This window comes from Streptomyces beijiangensis, from assembly GCF_017315755.1.
In the GTDB taxonomy this organism is placed as follows: Bacteria; Actinomycetota; Actinomycetes; order Streptomycetales; family Streptomycetaceae; genus Streptomyces; species Streptomyces beijiangensis.
The window spans coordinates 1-25380 of sequence record NZ_JAFLRJ010000149.1 but is presented as its reverse complement, the minus strand read 5'-3'; the positions used below and the strand labels follow the sequence as shown (position 1 = coordinate 25380).

Genomic DNA, 25380 nt, shown 5'->3' with positions numbered 1-25380 from the left:
ATTTGGTCAACATACCCACACAGAAGGGCAATTGGGTCCTCACATCGACACCACCAACAGTCCGTAGTTAGTTGCGTACGCGCTCGCACCATGTAACTCTGATCACGCATTCGCAACGTTCGAACTTATGTTCGCATGAGCGGGGAGGGGTTGCACATGTCTACGCAGACCAAAGCTTCCACAATGGCTACGACCAGGGCTTATTCCCATACGAATACCCAGCTCGACTGGCGCAGAGCAGCCGCCTGCGCCAATCTTCCCGAACGTTCCGTGTTCTCACGACTCCGTTCCGAGGCCGAGCCCGTATTGCGCGCCTGCAATCAGTGCCCCATCAAGAGGGAGTGCGAGGCCGTGGTCGACCCCGCGCACACCTGGTTCGACGGAGTGAGCGGCGGGCGCCTGTGGCGCAACGGCCGCGAGGTCAAGCAGGTCGCACGATGAGCGCGGGCAGTGCCGTGTGGATCAACTCGCTGATACAGCGGTTCCCCGAACTCCTGGAAGAGCTCGTGCCCAGCACCGGTCGCCGGTTGCGCGAGCGGCACGGCGGAGGTCCGGTCGGAGGCACGATCGCGCCGGTGCGACTGCACGTGTCGGACGCGCTGCGCGACATCACCGACGGGGTGGTGGAGCTGGAAGAGGCGGTACGGGAACGCCTCGGCCTGCGCCCCGCGACCCCGGCACTCGTACCGAACAGGCTTCGCCGGATCGCCGGCCTCCTCGACCGGATCGACGAACACCCGGACTTGGCCGCCCATGTGGAGGAGGAGACCCGCCGCATGGCCCGGCGCTGCGCCCGGCTCCTCGGGGACCCTGAGCAGATGGTGCGGCTGCCGGGGCGGTGCCCGGCATGCGACTCCGTATCACTGCGGGCGTTCCCCGAGCGGGCCGCCGTGATGTGTGTGAACCCCTCGTGTCGGCACACGGTGGAGGGGGACGCCGCGTGAGCACGGCACTGATCTCCGGGGACCTCGCAGCGATCGAGGTCGACGTCTCACCCGCCACCATCCGCAAGTGGGTGCAGCTGGGACACCTGCGGGCCGCCGGCCGGCAAGGACGGCGGCTCCTGTACCGGCTGGAGGACGTGTTCGCCGCCGAGCGGGCAGTCCGCCGGAGAGGTACGAGCAGCTGAGTCGGCCGACGACGAAAGAGGGTCCCGCCATTGCGGCGGGGCCCTCTCTTTTTGTGTCTCAGGACTCTCAACTTCCCCTGGACTCAAGCGAGTTGCGGGATCGGCGCACCTGGATCACACTTGGAGCAGCGGCAGAGCTGCGCCCACGAAACGGGCGGCGGACCTGCCGCTTTGTGTTGCCCTCGTCGCTGTACGGCACACACCCGCACACACCCCATCCGCCCCTCAGACAGACAGGGAGCGTCCATGTGAGCATCCTGACCTTCCCCGACGCGGAACGGCTCGTCGTCGACTTCCTCAAGAACCGGGCAGAGCTCGCCGGTTCGGTGGTCGACAACCGCCCGCCCGCCGGGTTCGACGGCACCCAGAAGGCCGTCCTCGTCTCCCGCGTCGGCGGTGCCTGGGTCGACGACCAGCATCTCGACCAGCCGCTGCTCGACCTGGAGGTGTACGGCCCGGACAAGACGACGGCGCACGCCGTCGCCCTGGCCGCCCGGGCCTGCGTAATGGAGCTCGCGGGCACGGTGTACGGCACTTCGGCCGTATCCGACGTCATCGAGACGGACGGTCCGCGCTGGCTGCCCGACTACAACCGGCCCGCCGGCAACCGCTACCTCTTCACCGTGCGACTGCTGCTCCACCTCGGCTGAGGCGGCGACAGAGCACACCCCGCATACGGGCCCTGCCGCAAGGCGGGGCCTGAGTCATGTCCGCACCACCGCACCACCGCGTATCCGCGTATCCACATATCCAGCTGAATCATTGGGAGTTCGCATGGCAGGCAACAGTGGCAAGGAAATCCGCGTAGCTGGCACCGGCAGGGTCCTGGTCGGCAAGGCGGGCGCCACCCCGTCGGCCGCTCCGGTCGACACCACCGTGCCGTGGCCCACGGGGTGGGTCGAGCTCGGGTACACCACCACGGACGGCATCAAGTTCAACAAGAAGGACAAGATCGATCCGGTCGACACCTGGCAGTCGGTGAGCCCGGCGCGGTTCATCTACTCCGACCGCGACCTGACCGTGAAGTTCCAGCTGCTCCAGCTGAACAAGGACACGCTGCCGTTCTTCATGGGCGGTGGCGCGGCGGCCGTTGCCGCGACGCCGGCCGAGGCGGGTACCTACCGCTACGACCTCGCCACCAACCCGCAGTCCGACGAGCGCCAGCTCGGCTTCGAGTTCACGGACTACAACGGCACCACGGCGGTGGCGTACCGCTTCATCGTCCCCCGTGGCCAGGTGACCGAGACCGAGGAGCTGTCGCTCACCCGGTCCGGTGCGATCAAGCTCGGGGTCACCTTCACGGCCGTCGGCCAGGACGACCCGACCAAGCCGCTCGCGTACTGGCTGATGAAGGACGGGTCGTACGCCTAAATCCCGGCCCGCACGATCAGGGGGTCCGGCGCGCGTGCCGCGTGCCGGACCCCCGCCCCCTCTCGCCTACCCGCCCACGAACTGGAGCCCACGATGGCCGGATTCAACGTCAACGCGGCCCGCGCCCAGCGCCTCGAAGCGCTCGGCCGGGCATGGACCTTCGAGCTCGACGAGGACAGCTTCGAGCTGCCCACCGAGCTCGACCGCACCGTCGCCCACCAGCTGCGCGCCCTCGACGACAACGACGTCGACGGCCTGCTCCGACTCCTCCTGGGTGAGCAGCAGTTCGCCCGCTTCGGACGCCACGCCGTCACGATGCAGGACATCGGGGCGATCCTTGAGGCGTACGGCAAGGAGACCGGGCTCGGCCTGGGGGAAGACTCGGCCTCGGTGAGCTCGTAGACGAGCACGCCGAGGCGCTCGAGGCGGATCTGCTCCGCCACTACGGCGTCGACCTGCTGGACTGGCACCGCGGCCGGCTGAGCTCACGCCGGCTCGCGGTGCTGGTGCAGCACATGCCGCGCGACAGCGCGCTGGCCCGGGCGATCCACGGCGAGGCCGCCGATTGGACCGCTACCGATCACCTGCTGGCGTACGTGGTCGACCAACTGGCAGAGGCCAACTGGATGTTCGCCACAGTCAACCGGGACGAGGACGAGGAACCGCTGGAGTACCCAGCACCCTTGCGGCGTCCGGGCATCACGGAGGAGATTCCCCCGCTCGACGGATCCGCGCCGAAGGCCGTGCCGCGCAACCCCAGCCCGGCGGAACTGTCCCAGTTCTTCGCGGGCTGACTCCCGGAGTCATCCTCCGCCTGCCCACCGGCCGGAGCCTGCCCGGAGGCTCCGGTTCGGAGTCCTCAAACAAACGCTTTGATCAACCCTACTACCGCAGTGACCACGCTGGCGAGTCCGAACAAGGCCGCGACAACCCTCATTTCACCACGCCGGTTATTCCTGTCGGCGAGCAGAACGGCATGGCGTGAATTGTCTGCGTCGTACGCAACTTCTGCCATTTCTCCGGGCTGCAAAAGCGGCCTGTCGCTCGCGGCAGATGCAACCTCTGCTCGAGCTCCGTTTACCGTCGTGAAATAGCAAACACTGGACGCATTCCCCTCGTCCCACTTAATGAATTCGCATACCGCATCCGCGCGCAGTCCGTTCGCAATCAGTTGATCAATCGCCCGTTCCTTCAACAGAGATCGCAGCGTCACGCTGAGGAATAGCAAGAACAGCACCCATACACCCATCGGCCCCCCCACTGGATAAACGGATCAATGTTGCAGACAGAAGGCAGATCCCATGTCCTATCAGCCCACACAAACACTACAGCCACTATCTGCCCTAATGGAGCAGGTTCAAGATACCGCGGCCCGAGAAGCCAGATCCACCGTCACCAAATTCTTGGGCGAAGCCCAGGTGCACAAGACCGCCGGCATTCAGGCATCAGCAGCCTCAATGCAAGCTTTCAAATTTGACCCATCGCTCATAAAATATGACGAAAAGGGCCTTACGGTTGCAGGGGTCCAAATACCAGGCGTCCCCTCGCTTAACACAATCATCGGCCCTTATGTAACAAATATGATCAAAAAGGTCAAACCCCCTGTCGAGAGTCCAGCACCGATCACCGAGGAAGCACTCGCCAAGGTGAGGGATTCCGCGTCCACAGCGAAGGAATCGGCATCAAAGGCCAAGGATTCCGTTCGCCAGCTCGACCATCGAGTCAGGGCGCAATTCGAAGGCCTTCACGTTCGGATGGCCAGGCAGAACGATGCAGTAGTCCGAACCAACCGCGAGATTACGTCACTCCAGACCGGCACTCGAAGAGTTGTTTCCGATATGGACGCCTTCCTGGACCTCCTGACAGATATCGAACGACGCATAAATTAGGAGAGGAGACACCCGCATGTCACTCGTGCAGAGCATCAAGAACGCAAATAGTGCGTTTCGCCAACTCTCCAGCGGCTCCCGAGGCGCAAAGACAGCGATTCGCGAGATAAAGGATTCCGTAGGGCAGACCACTCCAGCACTCAGTCGATTGAAATCTGGAACGGACAGGCTCAGCCCCACATTCGGGAAGCTGAAAACTGCTGCCGGCCAAAGTACAGCTGGGCTCCGCAACGTCAAGACCGCAGCGTCCCAGGCCGACAGCGGAATAGGGAAGGCCCGAAGCGGAACCGACAAGTTCAAGGCTTCGCTCGACAAGCTCAAGGGTGCCGCAGGAGGAGCCCACAAGGCGCTCAAGGATGTGAAGTCCCAAGCCGATGCGGTCGAGAAATCCGTCGGGAAGGCCGGCAAGGGAGCGGACGGGACCGGTAAGTCCATGGGCGGGCTCGGGAAGGGACTCAAGGGGGCGTCCCTCGCCCAGAAGGGGCTCAACACCGCCATGAAGGCCAATGCCTTCGGGCTGATCATGACGCTGCTCGCCCCGCTGATCAGCAAGTTCGTCAATATGGACAAGATCATTGCATTGGTGCAGAAAGGCGCGGTGATCGCCTGGAAGGCCATCGTGTCCGCGACCAAGAACGCGGTCAACACGATCCTGCCGATCGTCAAGGGTTACGGGAACGCGATGCTCATGCCCATCGCCGGCATCGCGAGGGCGTACAACGCCCTCGCCTCCTCGCTGGGCACGATCCATGTCTCGGTCCCGAGCTGGATCCCGAAGTACGGCGGCAGGAAGTTCGAGTTCAACCTGCCGCAGGTGCCCGTGCCGCATCTGGCCAACGGCGGTGTCGTACGCGCCCGTTCGGGCGGCATGCTCTCGCTCATCGGCGAGGGCGGCGAGGACGAGGCCGTCATCCCGCTCTCCAAGCTGGAGCGCATGCTCGGCCAGCACCCGGGCGGCGGTGCCGCGTTGCACCGACTCGCGGCAGCCGTCGAGCAGCTCGCCGAGCGGCCCGTGCACGTCGATGTGGACTCCCAGACCATCGCTCGCGCCGTCTTCAACGGACAGCGCCAGCTCGCCCGGAGGTGAGAGCAGACATGGCCAGGAATCTTTGGATAGGCAAGCCCGGGCTGCTGCGGGAGATATCGCAGGCGGCCCGTAGTTGGGACCGGAGCGCCGAGCTCAATGTGAGTGAGTTCAAGTCTCTGGAGGGGCGGATCACCACCGTCGCGCCCGCTCGCTCCTCACGTCGGCTGAAGCTGTCGTGGGACTCGATGGAGCCGGCCGACGCACAGCATCTCGTACGGATCGCGCGCCGCATCAACGGGCCTGGGATGACAGGCAGTTCGCGTAACGCGGGAGCCGGGCCCGTCGTCGTGCTCGATCCCGCTTCCGTCAATCTCCTCGATCCGTATCAGGCCGCCGGGCAGAGCAGTGAGGCCGGCGGGGCCGATCAGTGGTTCACCGTGCAGGGGGCCATCACCATCAGCCCCTTCATCGGGGACACCGTCGTCGGCGACTGCCAGGACCCGGCCACCCGGATCGGCTGGCGGCACGGCGTCTGGACCGGGTGGCCCGTCGTGCCCGGGATGCAGGTCTCGTGGATGGTGCCGCCGGACTGGATTTCGGCTGTCGCGACCGCCCAGTTGGACTGGAAGGACGTGGACGGGGCGTATCTGAGCACCGATTCCGTCACCGGTTCCGTCGTCACCGCCACCGCCCCTGCGGGCGCCGCCTTCGTGACCCCCGTCGGCGGACCGGGGGCGACCGGGATGACCGGACTTGCCGGGGCCTGCCTGACCATCGGCGAGCAGCCGGTGGCCTTCGCGCTCGGTGACGGGTGCCCGGCGATGTCCGTCACCGGATACACCGACACGCCCGCCGCCCGGCTCCCGTACCGCAGCATCAGCATCGATCTGGTGGAGGTGAACAGTGCAGTCCTCTGACGAAGTGCTCGACGCGGCACTCGACGCTCCCGATCGGTCCATCTCGCACTCAACCCGGGTGGGGGGAAAGGAGGTTGGTGGCCAGGTCCAGGCCTGGACCGTCGAGCGCGCCTACAGCACCGACCTCCCCGAAGCCATGCGCGCCGTCTCCGGCAGCGCATCCGCCCAGCTGGAGATCCAGCTCGGCGGTACGGACGGTGTGCCCGCGCCCCAGCTGTACTCGGCGTGGGCCGGCCGCGCCACCGGGGACGCCGTACGCCCCGGCCAGTCCGTCGTCCACGCCGCCGGTGTCGGCGAGCGCACCCTGCCCGCCTTCCGCGGCACCGTGCGCTCGCGCACCGCCGCCTCCGGCAGCGACACCGTGACCGTGCAGGCGCTGGACGGGGCGGAGCGGCTGCGCGGGCCCGCCGCGCTGCCGCGGCCGTACCACGGCTTCTATTACGGGCAGCCGGTCGCCACCGCGACCTGGTGCGTGGACGAGCTGCTGCGCCAAGGCGACATCCACTCCTGCCCGCCGCCTCGCGCGCCCTCCGTCAGCAATGACACGTCCAAGCAGTTCACGGTGCTGTACGCGTCGCTGCACGGTGGGTTCAACGCCAGCTACGGCCAGCCGGAGACGCTGCCCTCCCCTTCCGCGTACGACTGGATACGGGACGGCGCACCGTACGAGATGGCCCTCCGGCCCAAGGCGGCCGGTCTCGCGGTCTCCTGGATGCCGCGCTCGCGCTTCGTCGTCCAGGGGAAGGTGTTCCAGGCCGAGTGCTGGGTCAACACGGCACTCGCGAAGGACAGTCTGGTCGAGCTCACCCTGGTCTTCGACCGGAGTGCGGGGGCGTCCGGTTACTACAAGGGGACCTTCGACATCTCCACCGGGATCATCCGGATCGAGGCGGGCAAGACCGGGGGCGCCGCCTGGTACTTCCAGTGGACCTTCAGCAAACTCGCCGCTCTCCGCGGCGCCTGGCACATCGGCTTCGCGGTCGACACCCGGGCAGCTGCTTCCGGCGGGGGCGTGCTGGCCACGGTGAAGCCGCGGCTGACCGCACCGGACGGGGAGTACATCGCCGGTACTCCCAACACCTATGTGGACGCGTCCGCCGCGCAGCCCGCCTCGGAGCTTCAGCGTGTCGACCTCAAGACCGACATGCCTGTCGAGTGCCTGCAGGTCACGGATCAGTCCTGGCCCGATCTGGACTCGTACACCCGCAACGAGTGGGAGCAGACCGGCCGTTGGGCCAAGGGCGCGGTGCTGGACGGTGCCGGGGTGCCGCTCTTCGACGTGCCGAAGATCGCCGGCTCCCAGTGGGACGCGATCACGGAGATCGCGCGTGCCACCCTCTCCACCGCCGAATTCGACGAGCAGGGCATCTTCCGATGGAAGGGGCCGGGACGATTCGCGTCCGTACCCGCCGAACCGGACGTCACGGTCACCACCCGGCGCAGCATCGCGGCGCTGACCGTCGGCGAAGAGATCGACGCCTGCCGGAACTACTGCGAACAGCCCTATCAGGACTGGTCCGGCATCGGCGCCGTGGCCGGGGACGCGGTGCCCGACACCTCGATACGGCAGATCGGCGCCGGACAGATCGTGGAGGTCACCTATGCGCTCGCCGAGGACGAGTGCGACATCGGCCCCCTGCAGATCGACGACGATGCCGCTCCGATCACCGGCCATCGGGTCCGCTTCGGCAGCGCGGCCACCGGCGGGACCTCGGTGAAGGGCAGTGTCACGGTCAGCGCCCGGCACGAAGGCCCGTACTACATCGTGCGGTTCATCAACTACGGCACGGCGACCGTCTGGACGGTCACCAAGGACGGCAAGCCGTCGGTGCAGATCATCCCCATCAAGCGCGGCGCCGATCCCAGGCAGCGCACCTGGGCGTGGTGGAACACCACCAGCCAGTACTACTACGGAAAGCAGCAGTACCAGGCGCCCGCCAGTGAATGGGTGCAGAGCGCGACGGCCGCCTCCGACCTCTCGCACGCGATGCTCGATGCCGGACGCTTTCCGGTCCCGGTGCTCGGGGAGGTGGAGGTGCTCCATGATCCGCGCATCCAGCTCGGGGATGCCGTACGGGTGATCGACTCGGCCGGGGCGAGACTCAACACCCTTGCCTGGGTGGTCGGTTCAAAGGTCACCTGCCAGGCCGGCGCTGCCCCTCAGCAGACCCTGACGCTGCGCGGAACCGCGTACAACGGTGTCCCGCTCGACAGCGGACTGACACCTGACGCACCGGTCGATCCCCGCTACGGGACCCAGCGCACCTACAGCCAGGTGACCGCGCAGTACACCACGCTCGACGCCCTGACCGTCACGAAGATCAGCTATCGCGAGCTGGTGGACACGCCCGGGGGTGTGCAGTGAGTGAGCAACCGCAAGGACCGGTCGACGACCTGCCCGTGGCTGACGACACCGGCGGGAGCGAGAACGCCGCTCTGCCCGTTCTCGTCGACAGCCCGGCAGCCAGGGAGGGCGACGACGGCCCGCCGCTCGACGTCCTGCCTCCGCCGATGGACGCCTGACCAGTCCCTCTTCGTTCCGCCGCATTCGTACCTAATCATTCCTTCGCCCAGGAGGCCCTCGCCATGGCCCAGCTCACGCTGCTCGGAAACCTTCCCTACCCCCAGCCCACCGACGCAGCCAACGTCCCGCTCCACCTCCAGTCGCTCGCCGAAGCCGTGGACGGCCGCACCGTCCTGCGCTTCGCCGACGCCGCCACCCGCGACGCCAAGGTCAACGCCCCGGTCGCCGGCATGATCGCCTGGCTGGCGAGCCCCGGCCGGCTCTTCTACTACACCGGCACGAACTGGGCCCTGGTCGCGCCCGGCCCCTCCCACAAGGCCAACACCACCACCGGCACCACCACGTCCATCACGTATGCGGAGACGCTCACCGGGTCGACGGGAGACCCCACCATCGCCTCCTTCACGGCACCGCCGTCCGGATCCGTCCTGGTCCGGGTCGGTGGCCGGATCAGCAACAGTGTCGCGACGGCCTCGTCCTTTCTCTCCGCCGTCCTCAAGTCGGGTACGACGTCCGTGCTCGCCGCCGCCGACACCCGCGCAGCGATCGTCAGCGGTACGAACCAGAGCTCGGCCTCCACCGAGTTCCAGGTCACCGGCCTCGGCGCGGGCGGCGCGTACACCGCGACCCTCGCCGCCCGCTCGTCCGTGGCCACCTCCACGGTCACCTTCACCAACCGCTTCGTCACTGTCACCCCCCTGATGTGAGGACTGGTCCGATGGCGACACCTCTGTCCGCCGACGCCCTCGCCCGCGCACTGCGCGGCGAGGGCGTCCGCGTTTCCGAACACGGCAACTGGCAGACCCACAACCGGAATCACAAGGGCGCCTGGGGTCCGGTGGCCGGAGTCATGCTGCACCACACAGCGGGCACGGACAGCCTCGCGCTCTGCCGGGCCGGCACTCCGGACCTTCCCGGTCCGCTCTGCATCGGGCTGATCACCAAGGACGGCACCATCCATCTCGTCGGGTACGGGCGCACGAACCACGCCGGTTCGGGCTCCTCCGCCGTCCTCGCAGCCGTACAGGCCGAGAAGCCGCTGCCGTCCACCGGGCCCGACACCGTGGACGGCAACTCCCGCTTCTACGGGTTCGAGATCGAGAACCGGGGTGATGGCCGAGACCCGTATCCGACGGCCCAACTCGACGCCGTGGAAAGGCTGTCGGCTGCTCTCTGCCGCGCGCACGGCTGGTCGGCGGCGAGCGTCATCGGCCACAAGGAGTGGACCCGGCGCAAGATCGACCCGTCGTTCTCGATGCCGGGAATGCGCGACAGGATCGGCGCGCGCATCGGCACCGCGCCTTCGACACCACCGCCGTACGTCGCATTCCCCGGCGCCGCGTTCTTCCGCCCCGGCCGCAACAGCCCCCTCATCACGGCCGTCGGCAGACGGCTGAACGCAGAGGGGTGCGGCCTCTACACGGTCGGCCCCGGTCCTGTGTGGGGCGAGGCCGACCGCCGTTCGTATGCCGCCTGGCAGCGCAGGCTCGGTTACACGGGCAGCGCGGCCGACGGCATTCCGGGGCGCGCCAGCTGGGACAAGCTGCGCGTCCCGCACCTCTGAGAAGGGACACCGCCCATGACCGAGCCCACGCGCAGGGCCGTACGCACCGCCGTACAGACCCTCTTCGCCCTGGTGGCAGCCGTGCCACTGCTCGCACAGGACCCTGCGGCCGCCGGCCTTCCGGGTATCGCCGTCGCGGTGGCGGTCTCCGCTGCGGTCAGCCGGCTGATGGCGGTCCCGGCGGTGGAGCGCCTGCTGCCCGGCTGGCTGCGGAAGGAAGGTGCGAATGTCGGGGATTGAGGCGACCGGCGTCGCCATCGAGCTGGAGCGGCTGCGCCGTTCCGTGGACGTCGGATTCGCCACCACCCGGGGCGACTTGGCGCTGCTTCTCCAGCGCGCCGACCAGACCGACAAGACGCTGAGCGAACACGAGGACCGTCTCGACGCCCTCGAACGCGCCCGGTGGCCGCTGCCCTCCCTGGCGGCGGCCACCTCGTGCGCGGCACTGGCAGTGACCCTGTGGCAGGCCGGAGGAAGGTGAGGGGCACGGACCCGAAGGGGCCGGGCGCGGGGGATCCCCGCGCCCGGCCCCTTTCGTCGTGACCTCACACAGGAACCGGCACCGAGACCGCAACCCGGTCGTTCGCCGCCCTGAACGTCTGCCTGTACGCCATCGGGGACACCCCGATCGCCGCCACCAGATGCTGCCGCATCGACGCCGACGTGCCGAAGCCCGCCTCCTCCGCCACCCGGTCCACGCCCAGGTCCGTCGTCTCCAGGAGGCGGCGGGCCCGCTCCACCCGCTGCTGGGTCAGCCACTGCCCCGGGGTCATGCCGACCTCCTCGCGGAAACGGCGCGTGAAGGTGCGGACGGACATACGGGCGTGGGACGCCAACTCGCCCAGTGCAATGGGGCGTTGGAGCTCGCCCAGCACCCAGGCCCGGGTCGCCGTCGTCTTCGCGGCGGCCGGTTCAGGGAGCGGGCGTTCGATGTACTGGGCCTGGCCGCCCTCCCGCCACGGCGGTACGACACAGAGCCTGGCCACCCGGTTCGCCACCTCCGAGCCGTGGTCGCGGCGGAGCAGGTGCATGCAGAGGTCGATGCCCGCCGCGACGCCGGCCGCCGTCAGGACGTCGCCGTCGTCGATGAACAGGACGTTCGGGTCGACCTTGACCTGAGGGAAGGCGCGTTGGAAGTCCTCCGAATCGTTCCAGTGCGTCGTCGCCGGTCGGCCGTCGAGGAGTCCTGCGGTGGCGAGGACGTACGACGCCGTGCAGATCGAGACGATCCGTGCGCCCGGACGGAGGCTGGCCAGGGCTGCCGCGACCGGGGCCGGAAGCCAGTCGCGTTCCTCCGTCGAGCCGCAGGCGAAGGGCGGGATGACGAGGGTGTCGGCGGTCGTGATCGCCTCCGCGCCGTGCTCGACGTTGATCGTGAAGTCGGCGCTGGTGCGGACCGGGGCGCCATCGACGCTGCAGGTGATCACCTCGTACAGCGGCGATCCGTCCGGAGCCTCCGCCGTGCCGAAGATCCTTACCGGGATGGACAGTTCGAAGGGGTAGACGCCTTCGAGGGCGAGGACGACCACGCGGTGCGGAGCGACGGTAGGCATGGCCAGATCCTTCCACACTGTGGCCATCTGGCCACTCGAAGGTGCGTGATCTCTCCCGCAGGCTGGTGCACATGACGAACGCAGAGACCACCGCCACCATGCACGCCATCCGCCAGGACACCCTCGGCGGACCCGAAGTCCTCAAGCTCGTCGAGGTGGAGCGCCCCGCGCCCGGCCCCGCCGAGGTGCTGGTCCGCGTCCACGCGGCGGGCGTCAACCCGACCGACTGGTGGCACCGGGCCAGCGGCGGCCTGACCGGGGGCGCGCCCGTGCCGCTCGGCTGGGACGTCTCGGGGACGATCGAGGAGGTCGGCCTCGGGGTGACCAGATTCCAGGCGGGCGACGAGGTGTACGGCATGCCGCTGCTGCCCCGGCCGGCAGGCGCCTACGCCGAGTTCGTCGTCTCCCCCGCCCGCCACCTCGCCCGCAAGCCCGCCGGGCTGTCCCACGTGGAGGCCGCCGCACTGCCCGTCGCGGCGCTCACCGCCTGGCAGACGCTGGTGGAGTCGGCCGACGTACAGGAAGGGCAGCGCGTCCTCATCCATGCTGCCGCGGGCGGCGTCGGACACCTCGCCGTCCAGATCGCGAAGGCGCGGGGGGCGTACGTCATCGGGACGGCCCGCGCCGCCAAGCACGACTTCGTGCGCGCGCTCGGCGCCGACGAGGTCGTCGACTACACGCAGACGCCGTTCGAGGACGCCGTGTCGGACATCGACATCGTGCTGGACGCCGTCGGAGGGGAGTACGGCCCTCGGTCGCTGAAGACGCTGCGCGCGGGTGGCGTCGTGCTGTCCATCGCGTCCCCGGAAGAGGCCGCACTTGGCCCGGTGGCAGCCGAGTTGGGGCTTCGGGCCGTCTTCAGCATCGTCGAACCCGACCACGCCGGGCTCAGCGAGATCACCGCACTCGTCGAGGCCGGAAAGCTGCGCGTCGCCATCGACACCGTGCTGCCCCTGGCGGAGGCGGCCAAGGCCCATGAGATCGGCGAGTCGGGCCGTACGACCGGGAAGATCGTCCTCACCGTGGCAGCAACTGCAACTGCAACTGCAACTGCTACTTCTACTGCTGCCGCGCCCACGGACTGACCTGCGCCTTCCCGGTGTTGCCGAGGTCGAGCGGCTCACCAGACTTCACGGTCTGCGTCGCGTCGCCGCGCGCCGGGGCGATCAAGAGATACGTACCGACGGTGGCGGTGACGTTCGCGTCGGTCACCGTGTTCCGCCAGATCACGGAGGACGTCGCCGTCTCGCCGGAGAGCAGGGTGACCGGGGCGGGCTTCTTCCCGTACGGCGAAGGGGTGGCCCGGGGCGTGACCGGCTTGCGGTCCGCGTCCAGGACCCGCAGGTCCGGGTAGCCGTTGAGGGCGAGGGGGCGGCCGCTGCAGTTGGTGAGCGTGAAGGTCATGGAGCGCAGGCCCATGGCGGCGTTCACCAACTCGGTCTTGATCACGAGCCCCGGCTCGGCGGAACAGTCGGCCTTCGGCTGCTCCGAGGGGCGGTACTCGGGCAGCGTCGCGCTGCCGTAGGGGGCCTGGGTCGCCGAAGTACCGCCCGGAGTGGGCAGCTTGTCGGCATGCACCAGGTAGGACGACGACGGTGCGGGCCTGGCGCCGTCCGTCGCCACCGCCGACATCGGTTTCGGCGAACTCCCGCAGCCCGTCGCACCCACGGCGGTCAGCAGCGCGAGGGCGGCGAGGGCAGCGGAGGCGGGCACGGACCGGCGTACGGGAGTAGTCACGTCCCTGATCATCCCCCGACGCCTCCGCCGCTGTCATGGGGCTACTTCAGACCGATGGCGGCGCAGTCCGACTTGTACTTGTCCGTGCAGATCTGCTTGACCGTGTAGATGCCTTCCTGCACGACGGTCTCCTTGATGTTGTCCTTCTTGAGGGTGACCACGGGGACCATCCGCGAGGGGATGCCCTTGTTCGTGGGGCTGTCGACGAGGTCGCCGGTGAGGGCCTCGAATTCGATCCCGCGGCCCTGCACCTTGTAGACGGCCAACTCGGCGGCGGCGGACGCCTCGTCCGGGTACGACTTGTACACGCTCATGTACTGGTCGCCCGAGATCACCCGCTGGACCCCGTCGAGCTCCGCGTCCTGGCCGGTGACCGGCGGGACCTTGCTGACACCCGCGGTCTTCAGGGTGTCGATCACGGCGCCCGCCAGACCGTCGTTGGCGGAGTACACGGCATCGATGTCACCCAGGCCGACGGCGGAGATCGCATCCTTCATATTGGCCTTGGCGTACTTCACCTTCCAGCCCTTGGTGTCGTACGACTTGACGATCTGCACCACGCCCTGGAGCTGGGAGAGGGCGCCCGCCTTGAACTGGGCCGCGTTCGGGTCGGACGCCGAGCCGTTCATCATCACGACCTTGCTCTTGGCCGCGCGGGTGCCCAGCGCCTCGATGAGGGCCCTGCCCTGCACCTCGCCGACCAGCTCGTTGTCGAACGAGATGTACGCGTCGATCGGCCCCTGGGCCAGCCGGTCGTACGCGATGACGGGGATGCCCGCGTCCTTCGCCTTCTTCACACCGCTCGCGATGGCCTTGGAGTCGACCGCGTCCAGGAGGATCACATCGACCTTGGCGTCGATCATCTGCTGGAGCTGGGTGTTCTGCTTGCCGGGGTCCGCCTCGGCATTGGCGTACGTGACCTTGCCCTTCTGGTTGGTGAGTTCCGCGACCTGCTTCTTGATGATGGGGTAGTCGAACTTCTCGTAACGGGAGTTCTCCTTCTCCGGAAGGAGCAGGCCCACCGTGATGTCGTCGCCCTTCTTGGGGCTCGCCGAGCTGTCGGCGCCACCGATGCTGTCGACGACACTGCACGCGGACAGCGAGACGGCCGCCATGGCGGAGGCCAGGGCTATGGTCGCGCGGCGCATACGGGCCTTATGGGTGTTATGGGTGGTACAGGTGTTCACAACACGTGCCTTCCGGACAAGGGTGCAGCACTGCGACCCAGGTGGCTGAAAGCCAACGCGCCCTTCACTCCAGCGTCAATGAGTATCCGCTTAACGAGATGGCAACAGCATTCTGTGCTTCTTCTGTGAGAACACAAAGGAGCCCGGAGGCCCGGGTGACCCCCGGGTGACCCTCCGATCACGCCATTGCCGCACGTCACACCCCGTGGAATCATGCATCCCGGCGCTCCCCCCACACCCTGGTGCCACCCTGACCAGTCGAGAGCAGCCCTCATCTCCATGACCAGGCGTTACCGCACCGCCCTGCTGACGGCCGGTGTGACGGCGTTCGCAGGCTTCGCGCTGCCCGCTGTCGCCGATGCCGCGGCAACGACCCTGACCTGCAAGCCCAACTACTTCAAGCGCGACTTCTTCGCCAACACGGGCCTGTCGGGCAAGCCGAGGAAGACCGACTGCGACGACGCGATCAACCAGAACTACCGCGCCGGCACACCTCTTTCGGGCATCGCGAAGGACAACTTCTCCATCCGCTGGACCGTCACCCGCGACTTCGGCTCCGGCGGCCCGTTCGCCTTCACCGCGCAGTCACAGGACGGTATACGGGTGTACGTCGACGGCGTCCGCAAGATCGACGTCTGGAAGAACGTCTCGACGACCCAGAAGAAGACGCTCAACCTCACGATCCCCAAGGGCAGGCACACCCTGCGGATCGACTTCGCGGCATGGACGGGCAACGCGAACGTCACGTTCTCGTACGCGCCCCGCACCTCGGCCACGGTCGACAAGACCGCGCCCCTCACCCCCGCCGGGATCAAGGCGGCGTACAGCGCCACCACCCGCAAGGCGACGGTGAACTGGGCGAAGAACCCGGAGATGGACCTGGCGGGCTACCGCGTCTACCGCCGCCTCCAGGGCACGTCGGCGTACACGAGGGTCGCGCAGACGACGGCGACGTCGTACGCGGACACCCCGCCGCCCACGGGCCAGGTCTTCTACTACGAGGCCCGCGCCTACGACAAGGCGGGCCGCGAGTCCGCCGGCACGGCGGACATGCCGGTCACCACCATCGACAAGACCCCGCCCGCAGCACCGTTCGTCGAGATGGACTCCTGCCCGGCCGACCAGCCGTACGCCGCCCCTGAACTCGTCACCACGGCCGCGAACCAGGCTGGTATCACCGGGTACGAGATGCAGCGCCTCGACCCCGTCTCCCACGCCTGGACCACCGTGTATACCGGCTCCAAGGGCGCTATCTGCGACACCGGTCACCGGGCCGACGGCAGCGAGGTCACCTACCGGGGACGGGCCCGCGACGCCGCCGGGAACTGGTCCGCGTACTCGGCCGCCACCACCTTCACCACCTCCGACCTGACGCCGCCCGCGCCCGTCGCCGACGCGCGCGTGGACTACCGGGCGGGCGTGCCTCACCTGGTGTGGTCCCTCGTGTCAGGAGCCGCTTCGTACCAGGTCCTCCAGTACGACCCGGCGACCGGCGGATATCTCGACGCGCTCGTGAAGGGCTCGTCGACCGCGCTGACGGACGTCGTGCCGCGCCAGCGTCTCGCGGTCACCGACACCTACCGCTACGCGGTGCGCTCCGTGGACGCCAAGGGCAACGCCTCGGCCCCGGCGGAGATCGCCCTGTCGATGGCCGACCGCCCCGAGCCGGCTCCCCCGTACCGGCTCGTCACCTCTGCCTTCAGGTCGGGCGTGAATGTGCAGTGGCGTGCCGCCGACCCCTGGTCGGTCAGCGACACCGCACCCCCCTCGTTCCGGATCCTGCGCACCGACGTGGTGACCGGGAGCACGACGATGGATCCGTGCACCCCGATCGTCAATACCCACTTCGCCGACGGCGTGGACCCCGCCCTCGCCGCCGGTAGCCGGGTCGCCGACGGAGACTGCACCGACCGCTCGGGCGAGTCGGAGACGGCGTACACCTACCGGATCGTGACACTCGACGCGTACGGACACGCCTCGCAGCCCAGTGAGGCGTCCGCGGTCACCACTCTGGACACCGTGCGCCCGGCCCCGGTCGAGAACCTGACCGCCGAGCAGATCCCCCTCGGCGTCCGTCTGACCTGGACGCCGCCCGCCGACGACGACGTTCAGGGTTACTACGTGTGGCAGGGCACGACCGACCCGGACACCGGCGGAACCGTCTGGACGAAGAACTGCTGGCAGGGGCAGTCACTGGCCCCGACCGAAATCCTCTGCCCGACGGTCCCCGACGGGCAGGAGCACGTCTACCGGATCGCCGCGACCGACGCCCAGCTCGAGTACCTCGGGCCGGAGAAATTCCACACCTCCGACATCACGGTCACGCTGCCCGACACCCGGCCGCCGGGCTGGAGCGGCACGGAGGTCCGCGAGGACCAGTACCCGGATCTCCATGTCCGCTGCGGGGTCGCCTTCGACGACATCCCCTGCGGTGACTACACCGACTACCGCTGGGAGCGGTGGGACGCGGCCGCCGGCGCCTGGACCGTGTTCGCCACGGGCAAGGTCGACGCCCCGGCCTCCCATATGGACGCGACGGTGAACGGAAACCGGCTCGGGCTGTACTACTACCGGGCCGTGTACACCGACTCGGCGGGCAGCGAGAAGGTCGTCAGGCAGCAGGCCTACGGCATCTGGGACTCCTGGCTCTGACCTGGTGTCCGGCAGACATGGCTGAGGGCCGCCACCCACCCGGGTGACGGCCCTCAGCCATGCCATGTCATGCCCAACTGCCTTACTCCGGCAACCGTTTCGGCTTCGGCCGCCACACCACCAGCGCGCTCGCCTGCTGCACATCCTGGTACGGCACCAGATCGCGCCGGTAGGAAGCGTGCACCTGCGCCTCGCGCTGCTGCATCGCCGCCGCCGCACCGTCGACCGCCGAGGAAAGCTCGGCGACACGGGACTGCAGGGCGGCGACCTGGTGCTCCAGCTCGATGATGCGCTTGATGCCGGCCAGGTTGATGCCCTCGTCCTGCGACAACTGCTGCACCGTACGCAGCAGTTCGATGTCGCGGGCCGAGTAGCGCCGACCCCGCCCGGCCGTGCGGTCGGGAGAGACCAGGCCCAGGCGGTCGTACTGGCGGAGGGTCTGCGGGTGCAGACCCGAGAGCTGAGCGGCGACCGAGATGACGTACACCGGTGACTCGTCGGTCAGTTCATAAGGGTTGGTACGTCGTCGGCCGTCCATCTCATGCTCCCTTCGCGGCCTCGAACAGCTCCGCCCGCGGATCCTGCTCCGCGGTCGCCTCGCGGTACGACTCCAGCGCCTCGCGCGCCTTGTCGTCCAGTTCGGTCGGTACGGACACCTCGACGGTGACCAGCAGGTCCCCGCGGGTGCCGTCCTTGCGCACGGCGCCCTTGCCGCGGGCGCGCATCGTGCGCCCGTTGGGGGTGCCTGCCGGGAGCTTCAGCGTGACCGCCGGGCCGCCCAGCGTCGGAACCTTGACCTCGCCGCCGAGTGCCGCCTCCGTGAAGGTGACCGGCACCGTGACGGTGAGATTGTCGCCCTTGCGGCCGAAGACCGGGTGGGCGTCGACGTGCACGACCACGTACAGGTCGCCCGCCGGGCCGCCCCGCTCTCCGGGAGTGCCCTTGCCGCGCAGCCGGATCCGCTGGCTGTCGGTCACGCCGGCCGGGATACGGACCTGCATGGTCCGCGACGACTTGGCGCGCCCCGAGCCCTTGCAGACCTCGCAGGGGTTCTCGGCGATGAGGCCGCGGCCCTTGCAGTCGACGCACGGGTCGGTGAGGGAGAACCCGCCACCGCTGCCGCGCGAGACCTGGCCCGTGCCGACGCAGGTCGGGCACACGCGGGGTGTGCCGTTCTTGTCGCCGGTGCCGGAGCACGCCTTGCACGGTGCCTGCGAGGACATACGGAGGGGAACGGTCGCCCCGTCCACCGCCTCGGTGAAGCTGAGCGTCACCTCGGACTCGATGTCCTGGCCGCGGCGCGGCTGCACCCTCGTGCCCGTACCGCCTGCTGCGCCCCGGTTGAAGAGGCCTCCGAAGACGTCCCCGAGGCCGCCGCCGAAGCCGCCGGCGCCCTGGCCCTGCCCCCCGCCCTGGGCGCCTCCGAAGAGGTCTCCCAGGTCGAAGTTGAAGTTCCCGCCGCCTGCGCCGGGTCCGGGCCGGAACCCGCCGTTGCCGAAGAGAGCACGCGCTTCGTCGTACTCCTTGCGCTTCTTGGGGTCCCCGAGGATGTCATTCGCCTCGGAGATCTCCTTGAAGCGCTCTTCCGCCTCGGCGTTGCCCTTGTTGGCGTCCGGGTGGAACTCGCGGGCGAGCTTCCGGTACGCCTTCTTGATCTCGGCCTCGGTGGCGTCCTTCGGGACGCCGAGAACCTTGTAGTAGTCCTTCTCGACGAAGTCCTTGGTGCTCATCCCCGACGTCCCTCCTTCCGGTCAACTGCTGTGTTTTCAGCCCTCGTCCGAGCCACTGCTGTCCTCGTCGGACGACGAAGCCTCGTCCGTCTTCGCCGCCGCGCCCGGCTGGGGCTCGGCCACCGCGACACGCGCGGGACGGATGGTGCGCTCGCCGATGCGATACCCCGGCTGCAGGATCGCGACGCACGTCGTCTCGGTGACGTCGGGCGCGTACGAGTGCATCAGGGCTTCGTGGATCGTCGGGTCGAAGGGCTCGCCCTCCTTGCCGAACTGCTGGAGGCCCATCTTCGCGATGACCGTCTCCAGCGCTTCGGCGACCGACTTGAACCCGCCCACCAGCTCGCCGTGTTCACGGGCGCGGCCGATGTCGTCGAGGGTCGGGAGGAGCTCGGTCAGGAGGGTCGCGACAGCGATCTCCTTGACCGTGATCCGGTCCCGCTCCACACGGCGGCGGTAGTTCTGGTACTCCGCCTGCAGCCGCTGGAGGTCCGCGGTGCGCTCGGCGAGCGCGCTGCGTGCCTGGTCCAGCTGAGCAGTCAGAGCGACGTCCTGGGATACGTCCCCGGCCGGGGCCGCCGGGCCCGACTCCTTCTCCGCGGCAGCGGAGGCGAGGTCGGACTCGGCAGCCTTCGACTCGGCGTCACCGGGGTTGGCGCCGGAGGGGACGTCGGACTTCTCGTCGAAGCCCGGAGTCTCCTCGGTCATGCGGCGCCACCCTTACCGAAGTCGGGCTTCTCGTCGTCCACGATCTCGGCGTCCACGACGTCGTCCGCGGCGTCGGCGGCCTGCTCGGTGCCCGGGGCGTCACCGGCAGCGGCGGCACCCTGGTCGGCGTTGGCGTACATCGCCTGGCCGAGCTTCTGCGAGACGGCGGCAACCTTCTCGGTCGCCGTACGGATCTCGGCGGTGTCCTCACCCTTGAGCTTTTCCTTCAGCTCGGTGATGGCTTCCTCGACCTCGGCCTTGACGTCGCCCGGGACCTTGTCCGCGTTGTCCGCGATGAACTTCTCGGTCTGGTAGACGAGCTGCTCGCCCTGGTTGCGGGACTCGGCGGCCTCGCGGCGCTTGTGGTCCTCGTCCGCGTACTGCTCGGCCTCTTCGCGCATCCGGTTGACCTCGTCCTTCGGCAGCGAGGAGCCACCGGTGACGGTCATCTTCTGCTCCTTGCCGGTGCCGAGGTCCTTGGCAGCGACGTGCATGATGCCGTTGGCGTCGATGTCGAAGGCGACCTCGATCTGCGGGACACCACGCGGGGCCGGCGGCAGACCGGTCAGCTCGAACATACCGAGCTTCTTGTTGTACGCCGCGATCTCGCGCTCGCCCTGGTAGACCTGGATCTGGACGGACGGCTGGTTGTCCTCGGCGGTGGTGAAGATCTCGGACCGCTTGGTCGGGATCGTCGTGTTCCGCTCGATGAGCTTGGTCATGATGCCGCCCTTGGTCTCGATACCGAGAGACAGGGGCGTGACGTCGAGGAGCAGTACGTCCTTGACCTCACCCTTCAGGACACCGGCCTGGAGCGAGGCGCCGATGGCGACGACCTCGTCCGGGTTCACACCCTTGTTGGCGTCCTGGCCGCCGGTGAGCTCCTTGACGAGCTCGGCGACGGCGGGCATACGGGTCGAGCCACCGACGAGAACGACGTGGTCGATCTCGGAGAGCGCGATGCCCGCGTCCTTGATCACGTTGTGGAACGGGTTCTTGCACCGGTCCAGCAGGTCGGCCGTGAGCTGCTGGAACTGGGCGCGAGTGAGCTTCTCGTCCAGGTGCAGCGGGCCCTCGGCGGACGCCGTGATGTAGGGCAGGTTGATGGACGTCTCGGTCGAGGACGACAGCTCGATCTTCGCCTTCTCCGCGGCCTCGCGGAGACGCTGGAGCGCCATCTTGTCCTTGGACAGGTCCACGCCGTGACCGTTGGCGAACTGCTTCACCAGGTAGTCCATGACGCGCTGGTCCCAGTCGTCACCACCGAGGTGGTTGTCACCGTTGGTGGCCTTGACCTCGACGACGCCGTCGCCGATCTCGAGCAGCGAGACGTCGAAGGTGCCGCCACCGAGGTCGAAGACGAGAATGGTCTGGTCGTCCTTGTCGAGCCCGTAGGCCAGGGCGGCCGCCGTCGGCTCATTGACAATACGCAGGACGTTGAGACCCGCGATCTCGCCGGCCTCCTTGGTCGCCTGGCGCTCCGAGTCGTTGAAGTACGCCGGGACGGTGATGACCGCGTCGGCCACCTTCTCGCCCAGGTACGCCTCGGCGTCACGCTTGAGCTTCTGCAGGATGAAGGCGCTCATCTGCTGCGGGTTGAAGCCCTTGCCGTCGATCTCGATCTTCCAGTCAGTGCCCATGTGGCGCTTGACCGAACGGATCGTCCTGTCGACGTTGGTGACTGCCTGGCGCTTCGCGACCTCGCCGACGAGCACCTCGCCGTTCTTGGCGAAGGCGACGACGGACGGCGTGGTCCTGGCGCCCTCTGCGTTGGTGATGACGGTGGGCTCGCCGCCTTCGAGAACGCTGACGACTGAGTTCGTGGTGCCCAGGTCGATGCCGACCGCACGTGCCATGGTGAATCCTCCAGCTGACTGACTTGAGTGGAACTGACTCAAGGATGCACGAGAGATCCGCGCCCGTCAACAGAGCTGAGTCGACCCCACTCAACTCTTATTCATCCCTTACGCGCAACTAGGCGTTTCCCCTGGTCAGGAGGGCGGCGATGTTCGCCGTCAGCCCGTCGACCTCTTCCGCGCAGGCGTGCAGCACGTCATACGGCTGCCCCCACGGATCCGCGACCCCGTCCGCCGCGGCCGGTACGGGGGCCACCGTGCCCCGGCGCCCCGCGTCGCCGTCCAGCCGCAGATACTCCTTCAACGTGAAGCACCGGCGCATCGACACGGGCGAGAGGCGCACCGCCGCCTCCCGGTGCTCCCGCTCCATCCCGAGTACGAGGTCCGACCCGGCCACCAGCGCGGCGGTCAGCCGCCGCGACACGAACTCCCGGTCGTCCCCGCCCAGTTGACGGAGAACAGAACGGGTGGCGGGGTCCATTCCCACCACCTCCCCCGCCTCGGTGCCCGCACTGCTCACCCGGGCGCCGGGGAGCCGTGGGGCGAGCAGGCGCTCCGCGAGGACGGAGCGGTGCATATTGCCCGTACAGACGAAGAGAACCGTCAGCCCACGGGCGTCGTCACGGTCTTCAGCCATGCGTATGTCTCCTCGATGCCGTCGCGCAGACTGGTCTCGGGCTTCCAGCCGAGGGCGCTGATGCGGGTCACATCGAGCAGCTTGCGCGGGGTGCCGTCCGGCTTGGTGGTGTCCCAGGTGATGGTCCCGCGGTAGCCGACGACCCCGGCGACCAGCTCCGCGAGTTCGCTCAGCGCCAGGTCCTCGCCGGTGCCGACGTTGACCGGGTCGTCCCCGTCGTACCGCTCCAGGAGGAAGAGGCAGGCCCGCGCCAGGTCGTCCGCGTGCAGGAACTCCCGGCGCGGGGTGCCGCTGCCCCAGTGGGTGATCGACGGGGCGGAGCGCAGCTGCGCCTCATGGGTGCGCCGGAGTATCGCGGGCAGGACGTGCGAGGTGCGCGGGTCGGTGTTGTCGTGCGGGCCGTAGAGGTTGGTGGGCATGGCGGAGATGTACGGGAGGCCGTACTGGCGGCGCACCGCCTGGATGTGCACGATGCCGGCGATCTTGGCGATGGCGTACGCGTCGTTGGTGGGCTCCAGGGGGCCCGTGAGCAGGGCCGATTCGGGGATCGGCTGGGGGGCGTGCTTGGGGTAGATGCAGCTGGAGCCGAGGAGGAGGAGCCGCCCGACGCCGTACTCGCGGGCCGCGTCCAGGACGTTCAGCTGGATGCGGAGGTTGTCGGAGAGGAAGTCGACAGGGCGCGCGGCATTGGCCGCGATGCCGCCGACGCGGGCGGCGGCCAGGATGACGACGGCGGGGCGCTCGGCGGCGTACAGGGCGCGCACGGCCTCGCGGTCGCGCAGGTCGAGCTCACCCGAGGTGCGCAGGAGCAGGTCGCCGAAGCCCTCGCGGCGCAGCTCCCGTACGACGGCCGAGCCGACCAGGCCGCGGTGACCGGCGACATGGACGCGGGCGGTCCGGTCCAGTCGCCCCGTCGCACCGCTCATCGGGCCTCCTCCTTCACGGCGCCCGCGCGCGGGCGCGGCGGGGCGGCGAGCTGCTGTCCGGCCGACGGGTCGCCGTAGCCGTATCCGTAGCCGGCGCGCTTGGTGAGCGGCGCCATGGAGTAGACCGTTCCGAGGGTGCGGCCGCCCACCGTACGCAGGGCTTCGGCGGCGGCGACGACGCGGTCGCGGGGCGTCTTTCCTGCCCGTACGACCAGGATCGTGCCCTGGGCGAGCGGCGCGAGCCCCACCGTGTCGGCGACCGGCAGGAGCGGAGCGCTGTCGACGATCACGAGCTCGTAGCGGTCGGCGAGTTCGCGCAGGATCTCGCCCATCCGCTCGGAGGCGAGCAGCTCGGTGGGGTTGGGCGGCATCGGTCCGCTGGTGAGGACGGCGAGGCGGCCCGCGGCCTGCTGCATCACCTCGTCGGTGCGCGCCTGGCCGATGAGCACGCTGGTCAGCCCCGCGTCCTGGACGAGCCCGAAGGAGCGGGCCACGCACGGCCGCCGCAGGTCTGCGTCGACCAGACAGACGGAGGTGCCGGTCTCGGCGAGGGAGAGCGCGAGGCCCGCGGCGGTGCTGGTCTTGCCCTCGCCCGGCAGCGAGCTGGTGACGACGACGACCCGCGGCCGGTCGTCGATCTGCGCGAACTGCAGATTGGTGCGCAGATGACGGAAGGCCTCGGCGCGCGCCGAGTGCCCGACCGTGCCTGAGGTGAGCGGCCGGCCGTCGTCCGGCTTCTCGTACGGGATCGATCCGAGCAGCGGGAGCCCGGTGAACTCGGCCAGTGCGTTGGCCGACTTGAAGGTCGTGTCCAGGATCTCCCTGAGCAGCGCGAGCCCGGTGCCGAGCAGCAGCCCGACGAGGAGCCCTGCGGCGAGGTTGAGGCCGGGCCGCGGGCTGACGGGGGCGGTGGGGACGGCGGCGGTCTGGGTGACGCCCAGCTTGACGGCGGACTTGTCCGAGCCGTCCGGGGTCTCCAGCCGCTCCACCACGTCGCCGAAACGGACGGCCACGGCGTCGGCGGTCTCGGCGGCCCTGCGGGCGTCGGTGTCGCTGACGGTGATGTCGATGAGGACGGTGCCGAGCGGCGCTTCGGCGGTGATACGGCCCGCCAGCTCCTCCGGAGTGGCGTCCAGGTGGAGCGTGTTCACGACGGGGGCGGTGACCTGACGGCTCGTCACGATGGCGGCGTACGACTGGACGCGTGCCAGCGAGAAGCTGCTGCCCTGCTGGAGCTGGGCGGTGTCGTTGCCCGATTCACCTCCTCCGGTCGACCGGGCGGAGACGAAGAGCTGGACCTGCGCCTGGAAGACGGGCGTGGTCATGGCGGTGGCGGCCCAGCCGGCGGCGGCGCCGAGCAGGACACAGGCCACGACGGCGGGCCAGCTGCGGGCCAGTGCTCGCAGAATGCTCCGGAGTTCCAAGCTGTGCACCTCATCGGGTCGTTCGGGGGAGCGCGCCCGGCCAGGCTAGACACTTATGAGTCATTTGTCCGGCAATGATGGGGTGCTCAAGGCGAGGAGTCCCCGTGGAGCCACCCCAGATCGCGGTACTGATGACCAGCCACAACCGGCGCGAGAAGACCCTCTCCGCGCTCACCGCCCTCGCCGGACAGCACTCCGTCTCCGCGGTGGTCCGCACCCACCTCGTGGACGCGGGCAGCAGCGACGGCACGGCGGGAGCGGTCCGCGCGGCGCACCCCGGCGTCGAGGTGATGGAGGTCGGCCCGGACGTCTACTGGGGTCACGGCATGCGCCTGGCCAGCCGCAACAGCCGGATGTCGGGCGCCCCGCACTTCGACCACCAGCTCTGGCTCAACGACGACGTGGTGCTGGACGCGGACGCGCTCTCCGTCCTCCTGGACACCGCGGCGGCCGTCGGCTCGGCGGGCGGCGGGGCGGGCGGCGGGGACGCGGTGATCGTCGGCGCGACCCGGGCGCGGCCCGAGTACGTCGTGGTGGCGTCGGCCGCGC

29 protein-coding genes are annotated in these 25380 nt (G+C 68.9%); 18 read left to right on the top strand and 11 right to left on the bottom strand.

Annotated features, from left to right (window positions below; all coding sequences use genetic code 11):
* Positions 1 to 437 precede the first annotated feature (437 nt).
* The 6 genes from J0695_RS16390 to J0695_RS16365 all read left to right on the top strand — a co-directional run bounded on the left by J0695_RS16390 (position 438) and on the right by J0695_RS16365 (position 3294).
* Positions 438 to 944 (top strand): hypothetical protein, encoded by a 507-nt coding sequence (locus tag J0695_RS16390; protein WP_206962791.1) that lies wholly within the window; start codon positions 438 to 440, stop codon positions 942 to 944.
* Positions 941 to 1129, top strand: a complete 189-nt coding sequence (locus tag J0695_RS16385; RefSeq protein WP_206962790.1) for a helix-turn-helix domain-containing protein — start codon at positions 941 to 943, stop codon at positions 1127 to 1129. Before J0695_RS16390 ends, J0695_RS16385 begins: the two co-directional genes overlap by 4 nt.
* A gap of 248 nt (positions 1130 to 1377) precedes the next feature.
* Positions 1378 to 1779: a hypothetical protein gene (locus J0695_RS16380; RefSeq protein ID WP_206962789.1), complete on the top strand. Its 402-nt coding sequence runs from the start codon at positions 1378 to 1380 to the stop codon at positions 1777 to 1779.
* Positions 1780 to 1903: 124 nt separating this feature from the next.
* Positions 1904 to 2500 carry a phage tail tube protein gene (locus J0695_RS16375; protein ID WP_206962788.1) on the top strand — a complete coding sequence of 199 codons (597 nt, stop codon included), beginning with the start codon at positions 1904 to 1906 and terminating at the stop codon, positions 2498 to 2500.
* Positions 2501 to 2593: 93 nt separating this feature from the next.
* Positions 2594 to 2902 (top strand): hypothetical protein, encoded by a 309-nt coding sequence (locus tag J0695_RS16370; protein WP_206962787.1) that lies wholly within the window; start codon positions 2594 to 2596, stop codon positions 2900 to 2902.
* Positions 2903 to 3015: 113 nt separating this feature from the next.
* On the top strand, positions 3016 to 3294 hold the full coding sequence (locus J0695_RS16365) for a hypothetical protein (protein WP_372445781.1): 279 nt from the start codon (positions 3016 to 3018) through the stop codon (positions 3292 to 3294).
* Between the two features lie 65 nt (positions 3295 to 3359).
* Here the strand turns inward: J0695_RS16365 and J0695_RS16360 are convergent, their stop codons facing one another.
* Complete coding sequence (locus J0695_RS16360; RefSeq protein WP_206962786.1) at positions 3360 to 3749, bottom strand: DUF3592 domain-containing protein; 390 nt, start codon at positions 3747 to 3749, stop codon at positions 3360 to 3362.
* Between the two features lie 52 nt (positions 3750 to 3801).
* On the opposite strand from J0695_RS16360, the gene J0695_RS16355 reads away from it, so the two are divergent.
* From J0695_RS16355 to J0695_RS16315, 9 genes are all read left to right on the top strand, one after another.
* On the top strand, positions 3802 to 4389 hold the full coding sequence (locus tag J0695_RS16355) for a hypothetical protein (protein WP_206962785.1): 588 nt from the start codon (positions 3802 to 3804) through the stop codon (positions 4387 to 4389).
* A 358-nt stretch (positions 4390 to 4747) separates the two neighbouring features.
* Positions 4748 to 5476, top strand: a complete 729-nt coding sequence (locus J0695_RS16350) for a hypothetical protein (RefSeq protein WP_307798658.1) — start codon at positions 4748 to 4750, stop codon at positions 5474 to 5476.
* A gap of 8 nt (positions 5477 to 5484) precedes the next feature.
* Complete coding sequence (locus J0695_RS16345) at positions 5485 to 6333, top strand: hypothetical protein (protein ID WP_206962783.1); 849 nt, start codon at positions 5485 to 5487, stop codon at positions 6331 to 6333.
* The gene (locus J0695_RS16340) at positions 6320 to 8698 is read left to right on the top strand and encodes a hypothetical protein (protein ID WP_206962782.1); all 2379 of its coding nucleotides are present in this window, start codon (positions 6320 to 6322) and stop codon (positions 8696 to 8698) included. Before J0695_RS16345 ends, J0695_RS16340 begins: the two co-directional genes overlap by 14 nt.
* Positions 8695 to 8856: a hypothetical protein gene (locus J0695_RS16335; RefSeq protein ID WP_206962781.1), complete on the top strand. Its 162-nt coding sequence runs from the start codon at positions 8695 to 8697 to the stop codon at positions 8854 to 8856. The genes J0695_RS16340 and J0695_RS16335 overlap by 4 nt, the downstream gene beginning before the upstream one ends.
* Before the next feature lie 63 nt (positions 8857 to 8919).
* The gene (locus tag J0695_RS16330) at positions 8920 to 9564 is read left to right on the top strand and encodes a hypothetical protein (protein WP_206962780.1); all 645 of its coding nucleotides are present in this window, start codon (positions 8920 to 8922) and stop codon (positions 9562 to 9564) included.
* Between the two features lie 11 nt (positions 9565 to 9575).
* Complete coding sequence (locus tag J0695_RS16325) at positions 9576 to 10421, top strand: peptidoglycan-binding protein (RefSeq protein WP_206962779.1); 846 nt, start codon at positions 9576 to 9578, stop codon at positions 10419 to 10421.
* 15 nt (positions 10422 to 10436) lie between these two features.
* Positions 10437 to 10661, top strand: coding sequence for a hypothetical protein (locus J0695_RS16320; protein ID WP_206962778.1), 225 nt, complete (start codon positions 10437 to 10439; stop codon positions 10659 to 10661).
* The gene (locus tag J0695_RS16315) at positions 10648 to 10902 is read left to right on the top strand and encodes a hypothetical protein (protein WP_206962777.1); all 255 of its coding nucleotides are present in this window, start codon (positions 10648 to 10650) and stop codon (positions 10900 to 10902) included. Before J0695_RS16320 ends, J0695_RS16315 begins: the two co-directional genes overlap by 14 nt.
* Positions 10903 to 10966: 64 nt before the next feature.
* Here J0695_RS16315 and J0695_RS16310 read toward each other — a convergent pair whose 3' ends face one another.
* Positions 10967 to 11974 (bottom strand): GlxA family transcriptional regulator, encoded by a 1008-nt coding sequence (locus tag J0695_RS16310; protein WP_206962776.1) that lies wholly within the window; start codon positions 11972 to 11974, stop codon positions 10967 to 10969.
* Between the two features lie 71 nt (positions 11975 to 12045).
* On the opposite strand from J0695_RS16310, the gene J0695_RS16305 reads away from it, so the two are divergent.
* Positions 12046 to 13059, top strand: a complete 1014-nt coding sequence (locus J0695_RS16305) for an NADP-dependent oxidoreductase (RefSeq protein ID WP_242552742.1) — start codon at positions 12046 to 12048, stop codon at positions 13057 to 13059.
* Here J0695_RS16305 and J0695_RS45430 read toward each other — a convergent pair.
* Together J0695_RS45430 and J0695_RS16295 are read right to left on the bottom strand one after the other, a co-directional pair.
* Entirely contained in the window at positions 13034 to 13711 is a 678-nt protein-coding gene (locus J0695_RS45430; RefSeq protein WP_206962775.1) for a DUF4232 domain-containing protein, read from the bottom strand. The genes J0695_RS16305 and J0695_RS45430 overlap by 26 nt on opposite strands.
* 41 nt (positions 13712 to 13752) lie before the next feature.
* Positions 13753 to 14859, bottom strand: coding sequence for a sugar ABC transporter substrate-binding protein (locus J0695_RS16295; RefSeq protein WP_206962774.1), 1107 nt, complete (start codon positions 14857 to 14859; stop codon positions 13753 to 13755).
* A 318-nt stretch (positions 14860 to 15177) separates the two neighbouring features.
* Between J0695_RS16295 and J0695_RS16290 the strand changes: the two genes are divergently transcribed.
* Positions 15178 to 17550 carry a PA14 domain-containing protein gene (locus J0695_RS16290; protein ID WP_206962773.1) on the top strand — a complete coding sequence of 791 codons (2373 nt, stop codon included), beginning with the start codon at positions 15178 to 15180 and terminating at the stop codon, positions 17548 to 17550.
* An 82-nt stretch (positions 17551 to 17632) separates the two neighbouring features.
* On the opposite strand, the gene J0695_RS16285 is transcribed toward J0695_RS16290, so the two are convergent.
* From J0695_RS16285 to J0695_RS16255, 7 genes are all read right to left on the bottom strand, one after another.
* The gene (locus tag J0695_RS16285; protein ID WP_206962772.1) at positions 17633 to 18088 is read right to left on the bottom strand and encodes a heat shock protein transcriptional repressor HspR; all 456 of its coding nucleotides are present in this window, start codon (positions 18086 to 18088) and stop codon (positions 17633 to 17635) included.
* Between the two features lies 1 nt (position 18089).
* Entirely contained in the window at positions 18090 to 19280 is a 1191-nt protein-coding gene (gene dnaJ / locus J0695_RS16280) for a molecular chaperone DnaJ (RefSeq protein WP_206962771.1), read from the bottom strand.
* Positions 19281 to 19316: 36 nt separating this feature from the next.
* Positions 19317 to 19988, bottom strand: a complete 672-nt coding sequence (grpE, locus tag J0695_RS16275; RefSeq protein ID WP_206962770.1) for a nucleotide exchange factor GrpE — start codon at positions 19986 to 19988, stop codon at positions 19317 to 19319.
* A complete protein-coding gene (gene dnaK / locus J0695_RS16270; RefSeq protein WP_206962769.1) occupies positions 19985 to 21844 on the bottom strand; it encodes a molecular chaperone DnaK in 1860 nt (619 codons plus the stop codon). The genes grpE and dnaK overlap by 4 nt, the downstream gene beginning before the upstream one ends.
* A 118-nt stretch (positions 21845 to 21962) precedes the next feature.
* Positions 21963 to 22481 carry an arsenate reductase/protein-tyrosine-phosphatase family protein gene (locus J0695_RS16265; RefSeq protein WP_206962768.1) on the bottom strand — a complete coding sequence of 173 codons (519 nt, stop codon included), beginning with the start codon at positions 22479 to 22481 and terminating at the stop codon, positions 21963 to 21965.
* Positions 22448 to 23407, bottom strand: a complete 960-nt coding sequence (locus J0695_RS16260; RefSeq protein ID WP_206962767.1) for a GDP-L-fucose synthase family protein — start codon at positions 23405 to 23407, stop codon at positions 22448 to 22450. The genes J0695_RS16265 and J0695_RS16260 overlap by 34 nt, the downstream gene beginning before the upstream one ends.
* Positions 23404 to 24831: a tyrosine-protein kinase domain-containing protein gene (locus J0695_RS16255; RefSeq protein WP_206962766.1), complete on the bottom strand. Its 1428-nt coding sequence runs from the start codon at positions 24829 to 24831 to the stop codon at positions 23404 to 23406. The genes J0695_RS16260 and J0695_RS16255 overlap by 4 nt, the downstream gene beginning before the upstream one ends.
* A gap of 104 nt (positions 24832 to 24935) precedes the next feature.
* Between J0695_RS16255 and J0695_RS16250 the strand changes: the two genes are divergently transcribed.
* Positions 24936 to 25380 (top strand): glycosyltransferase family 2 protein (locus tag J0695_RS16250; RefSeq protein WP_372445780.1); only part of this gene is annotated, 445 nt, incomplete at its 3' end.

Bases quoted from the DNA above. Each gene is read 5' to 3' on its own strand.
- J0695_RS16345 (WP_206962783.1), top strand. From the start codon at position 5,485: ATGGCCAGGAATCTTTGGATAGGCAAGCCCGGGCTGCTGCGGGAGATA.
- J0695_RS16330 (WP_206962780.1), top strand. From the start codon at position 8,920: ATGGCCCAGCTCACGCTGCTCGGAAACCTTCCCTACCCCCAGCCCACC.
- J0695_RS16325 (WP_206962779.1), top strand. From the start codon at position 9,576: ATGGCGACACCTCTGTCCGCCGACGCCCTCGCCCGCGCACTGCGCGGC.
- J0695_RS16355 (WP_206962785.1), top strand. From the start codon at position 3,802: ATGTCCTATCAGCCCACACAAACACTACAGCCACTATCTGCCCTAATG.
- grpE (WP_206962770.1), bottom strand. From the start codon at position 19,988: ATGACCGAGGAGACTCCGGGCTTCGACGAGAAGTCCGACGTCCCCTCC.
- J0695_RS16260 (WP_206962767.1), bottom strand. From the start codon at position 23,407: ATGAGCGGTGCGACGGGGCGACTGGACCGGACCGCCCGCGTCCATGTC.
- J0695_RS16375 (WP_206962788.1), top strand. From the start codon at position 1,904: ATGGCAGGCAACAGTGGCAAGGAAATCCGCGTAGCTGGCACCGGCAGG.
- J0695_RS16290 (WP_206962773.1), top strand. From the start codon at position 15,178: ATGACCAGGCGTTACCGCACCGCCCTGCTGACGGCCGGTGTGACGGCG.
- J0695_RS16315 (WP_206962777.1), top strand. From the start codon at position 10,648: ATGTCGGGGATTGAGGCGACCGGCGTCGCCATCGAGCTGGAGCGGCTG.
- J0695_RS16305 (WP_242552742.1), top strand. From the start codon at position 12,046: ATGACGAACGCAGAGACCACCGCCACCATGCACGCCATCCGCCAGGAC.
- J0695_RS16320 (WP_206962778.1), top strand. From the start codon at position 10,437: ATGACCGAGCCCACGCGCAGGGCCGTACGCACCGCCGTACAGACCCTC.
- J0695_RS16370 (WP_206962787.1), top strand. From the start codon at position 2,594: ATGGCCGGATTCAACGTCAACGCGGCCCGCGCCCAGCGCCTCGAAGCG.
- dnaJ (WP_206962771.1), bottom strand. From the start codon at position 19,280: ATGAGCACCAAGGACTTCGTCGAGAAGGACTACTACAAGGTTCTCGGC.
- J0695_RS16310 (WP_206962776.1), bottom strand. From the start codon at position 11,974: ATGCCTACCGTCGCTCCGCACCGCGTGGTCGTCCTCGCCCTCGAAGGC.
- J0695_RS16295 (WP_206962774.1), bottom strand. From the start codon at position 14,859: ATGCGCCGCGCGACCATAGCCCTGGCCTCCGCCATGGCGGCCGTCTCG.
- dnaK (WP_206962769.1), bottom strand. From the start codon at position 21,844: ATGGCACGTGCGGTCGGCATCGACCTGGGCACCACGAACTCAGTCGTC.
- J0695_RS16390 (WP_206962791.1), top strand. From the start codon at position 438: ATGAGCGCGGGCAGTGCCGTGTGGATCAACTCGCTGATACAGCGGTTC.
- J0695_RS16360 (WP_206962786.1), bottom strand. From the start codon at position 3,749: ATGGGTGTATGGGTGCTGTTCTTGCTATTCCTCAGCGTGACGCTGCGA.
- J0695_RS16285 (WP_206962772.1), bottom strand. From the start codon at position 18,088: ATGGACGGCCGACGACGTACCAACCCTTATGAACTGACCGACGAGTCA.
- J0695_RS16265 (WP_206962768.1), bottom strand. From the start codon at position 22,481: ATGGCTGAAGACCGTGACGACGCCCGTGGGCTGACGGTTCTCTTCGTC.
- J0695_RS16365 (WP_372445781.1), top strand. From the start codon at position 3,016: ATGCCGCGCGACAGCGCGCTGGCCCGGGCGATCCACGGCGAGGCCGCC.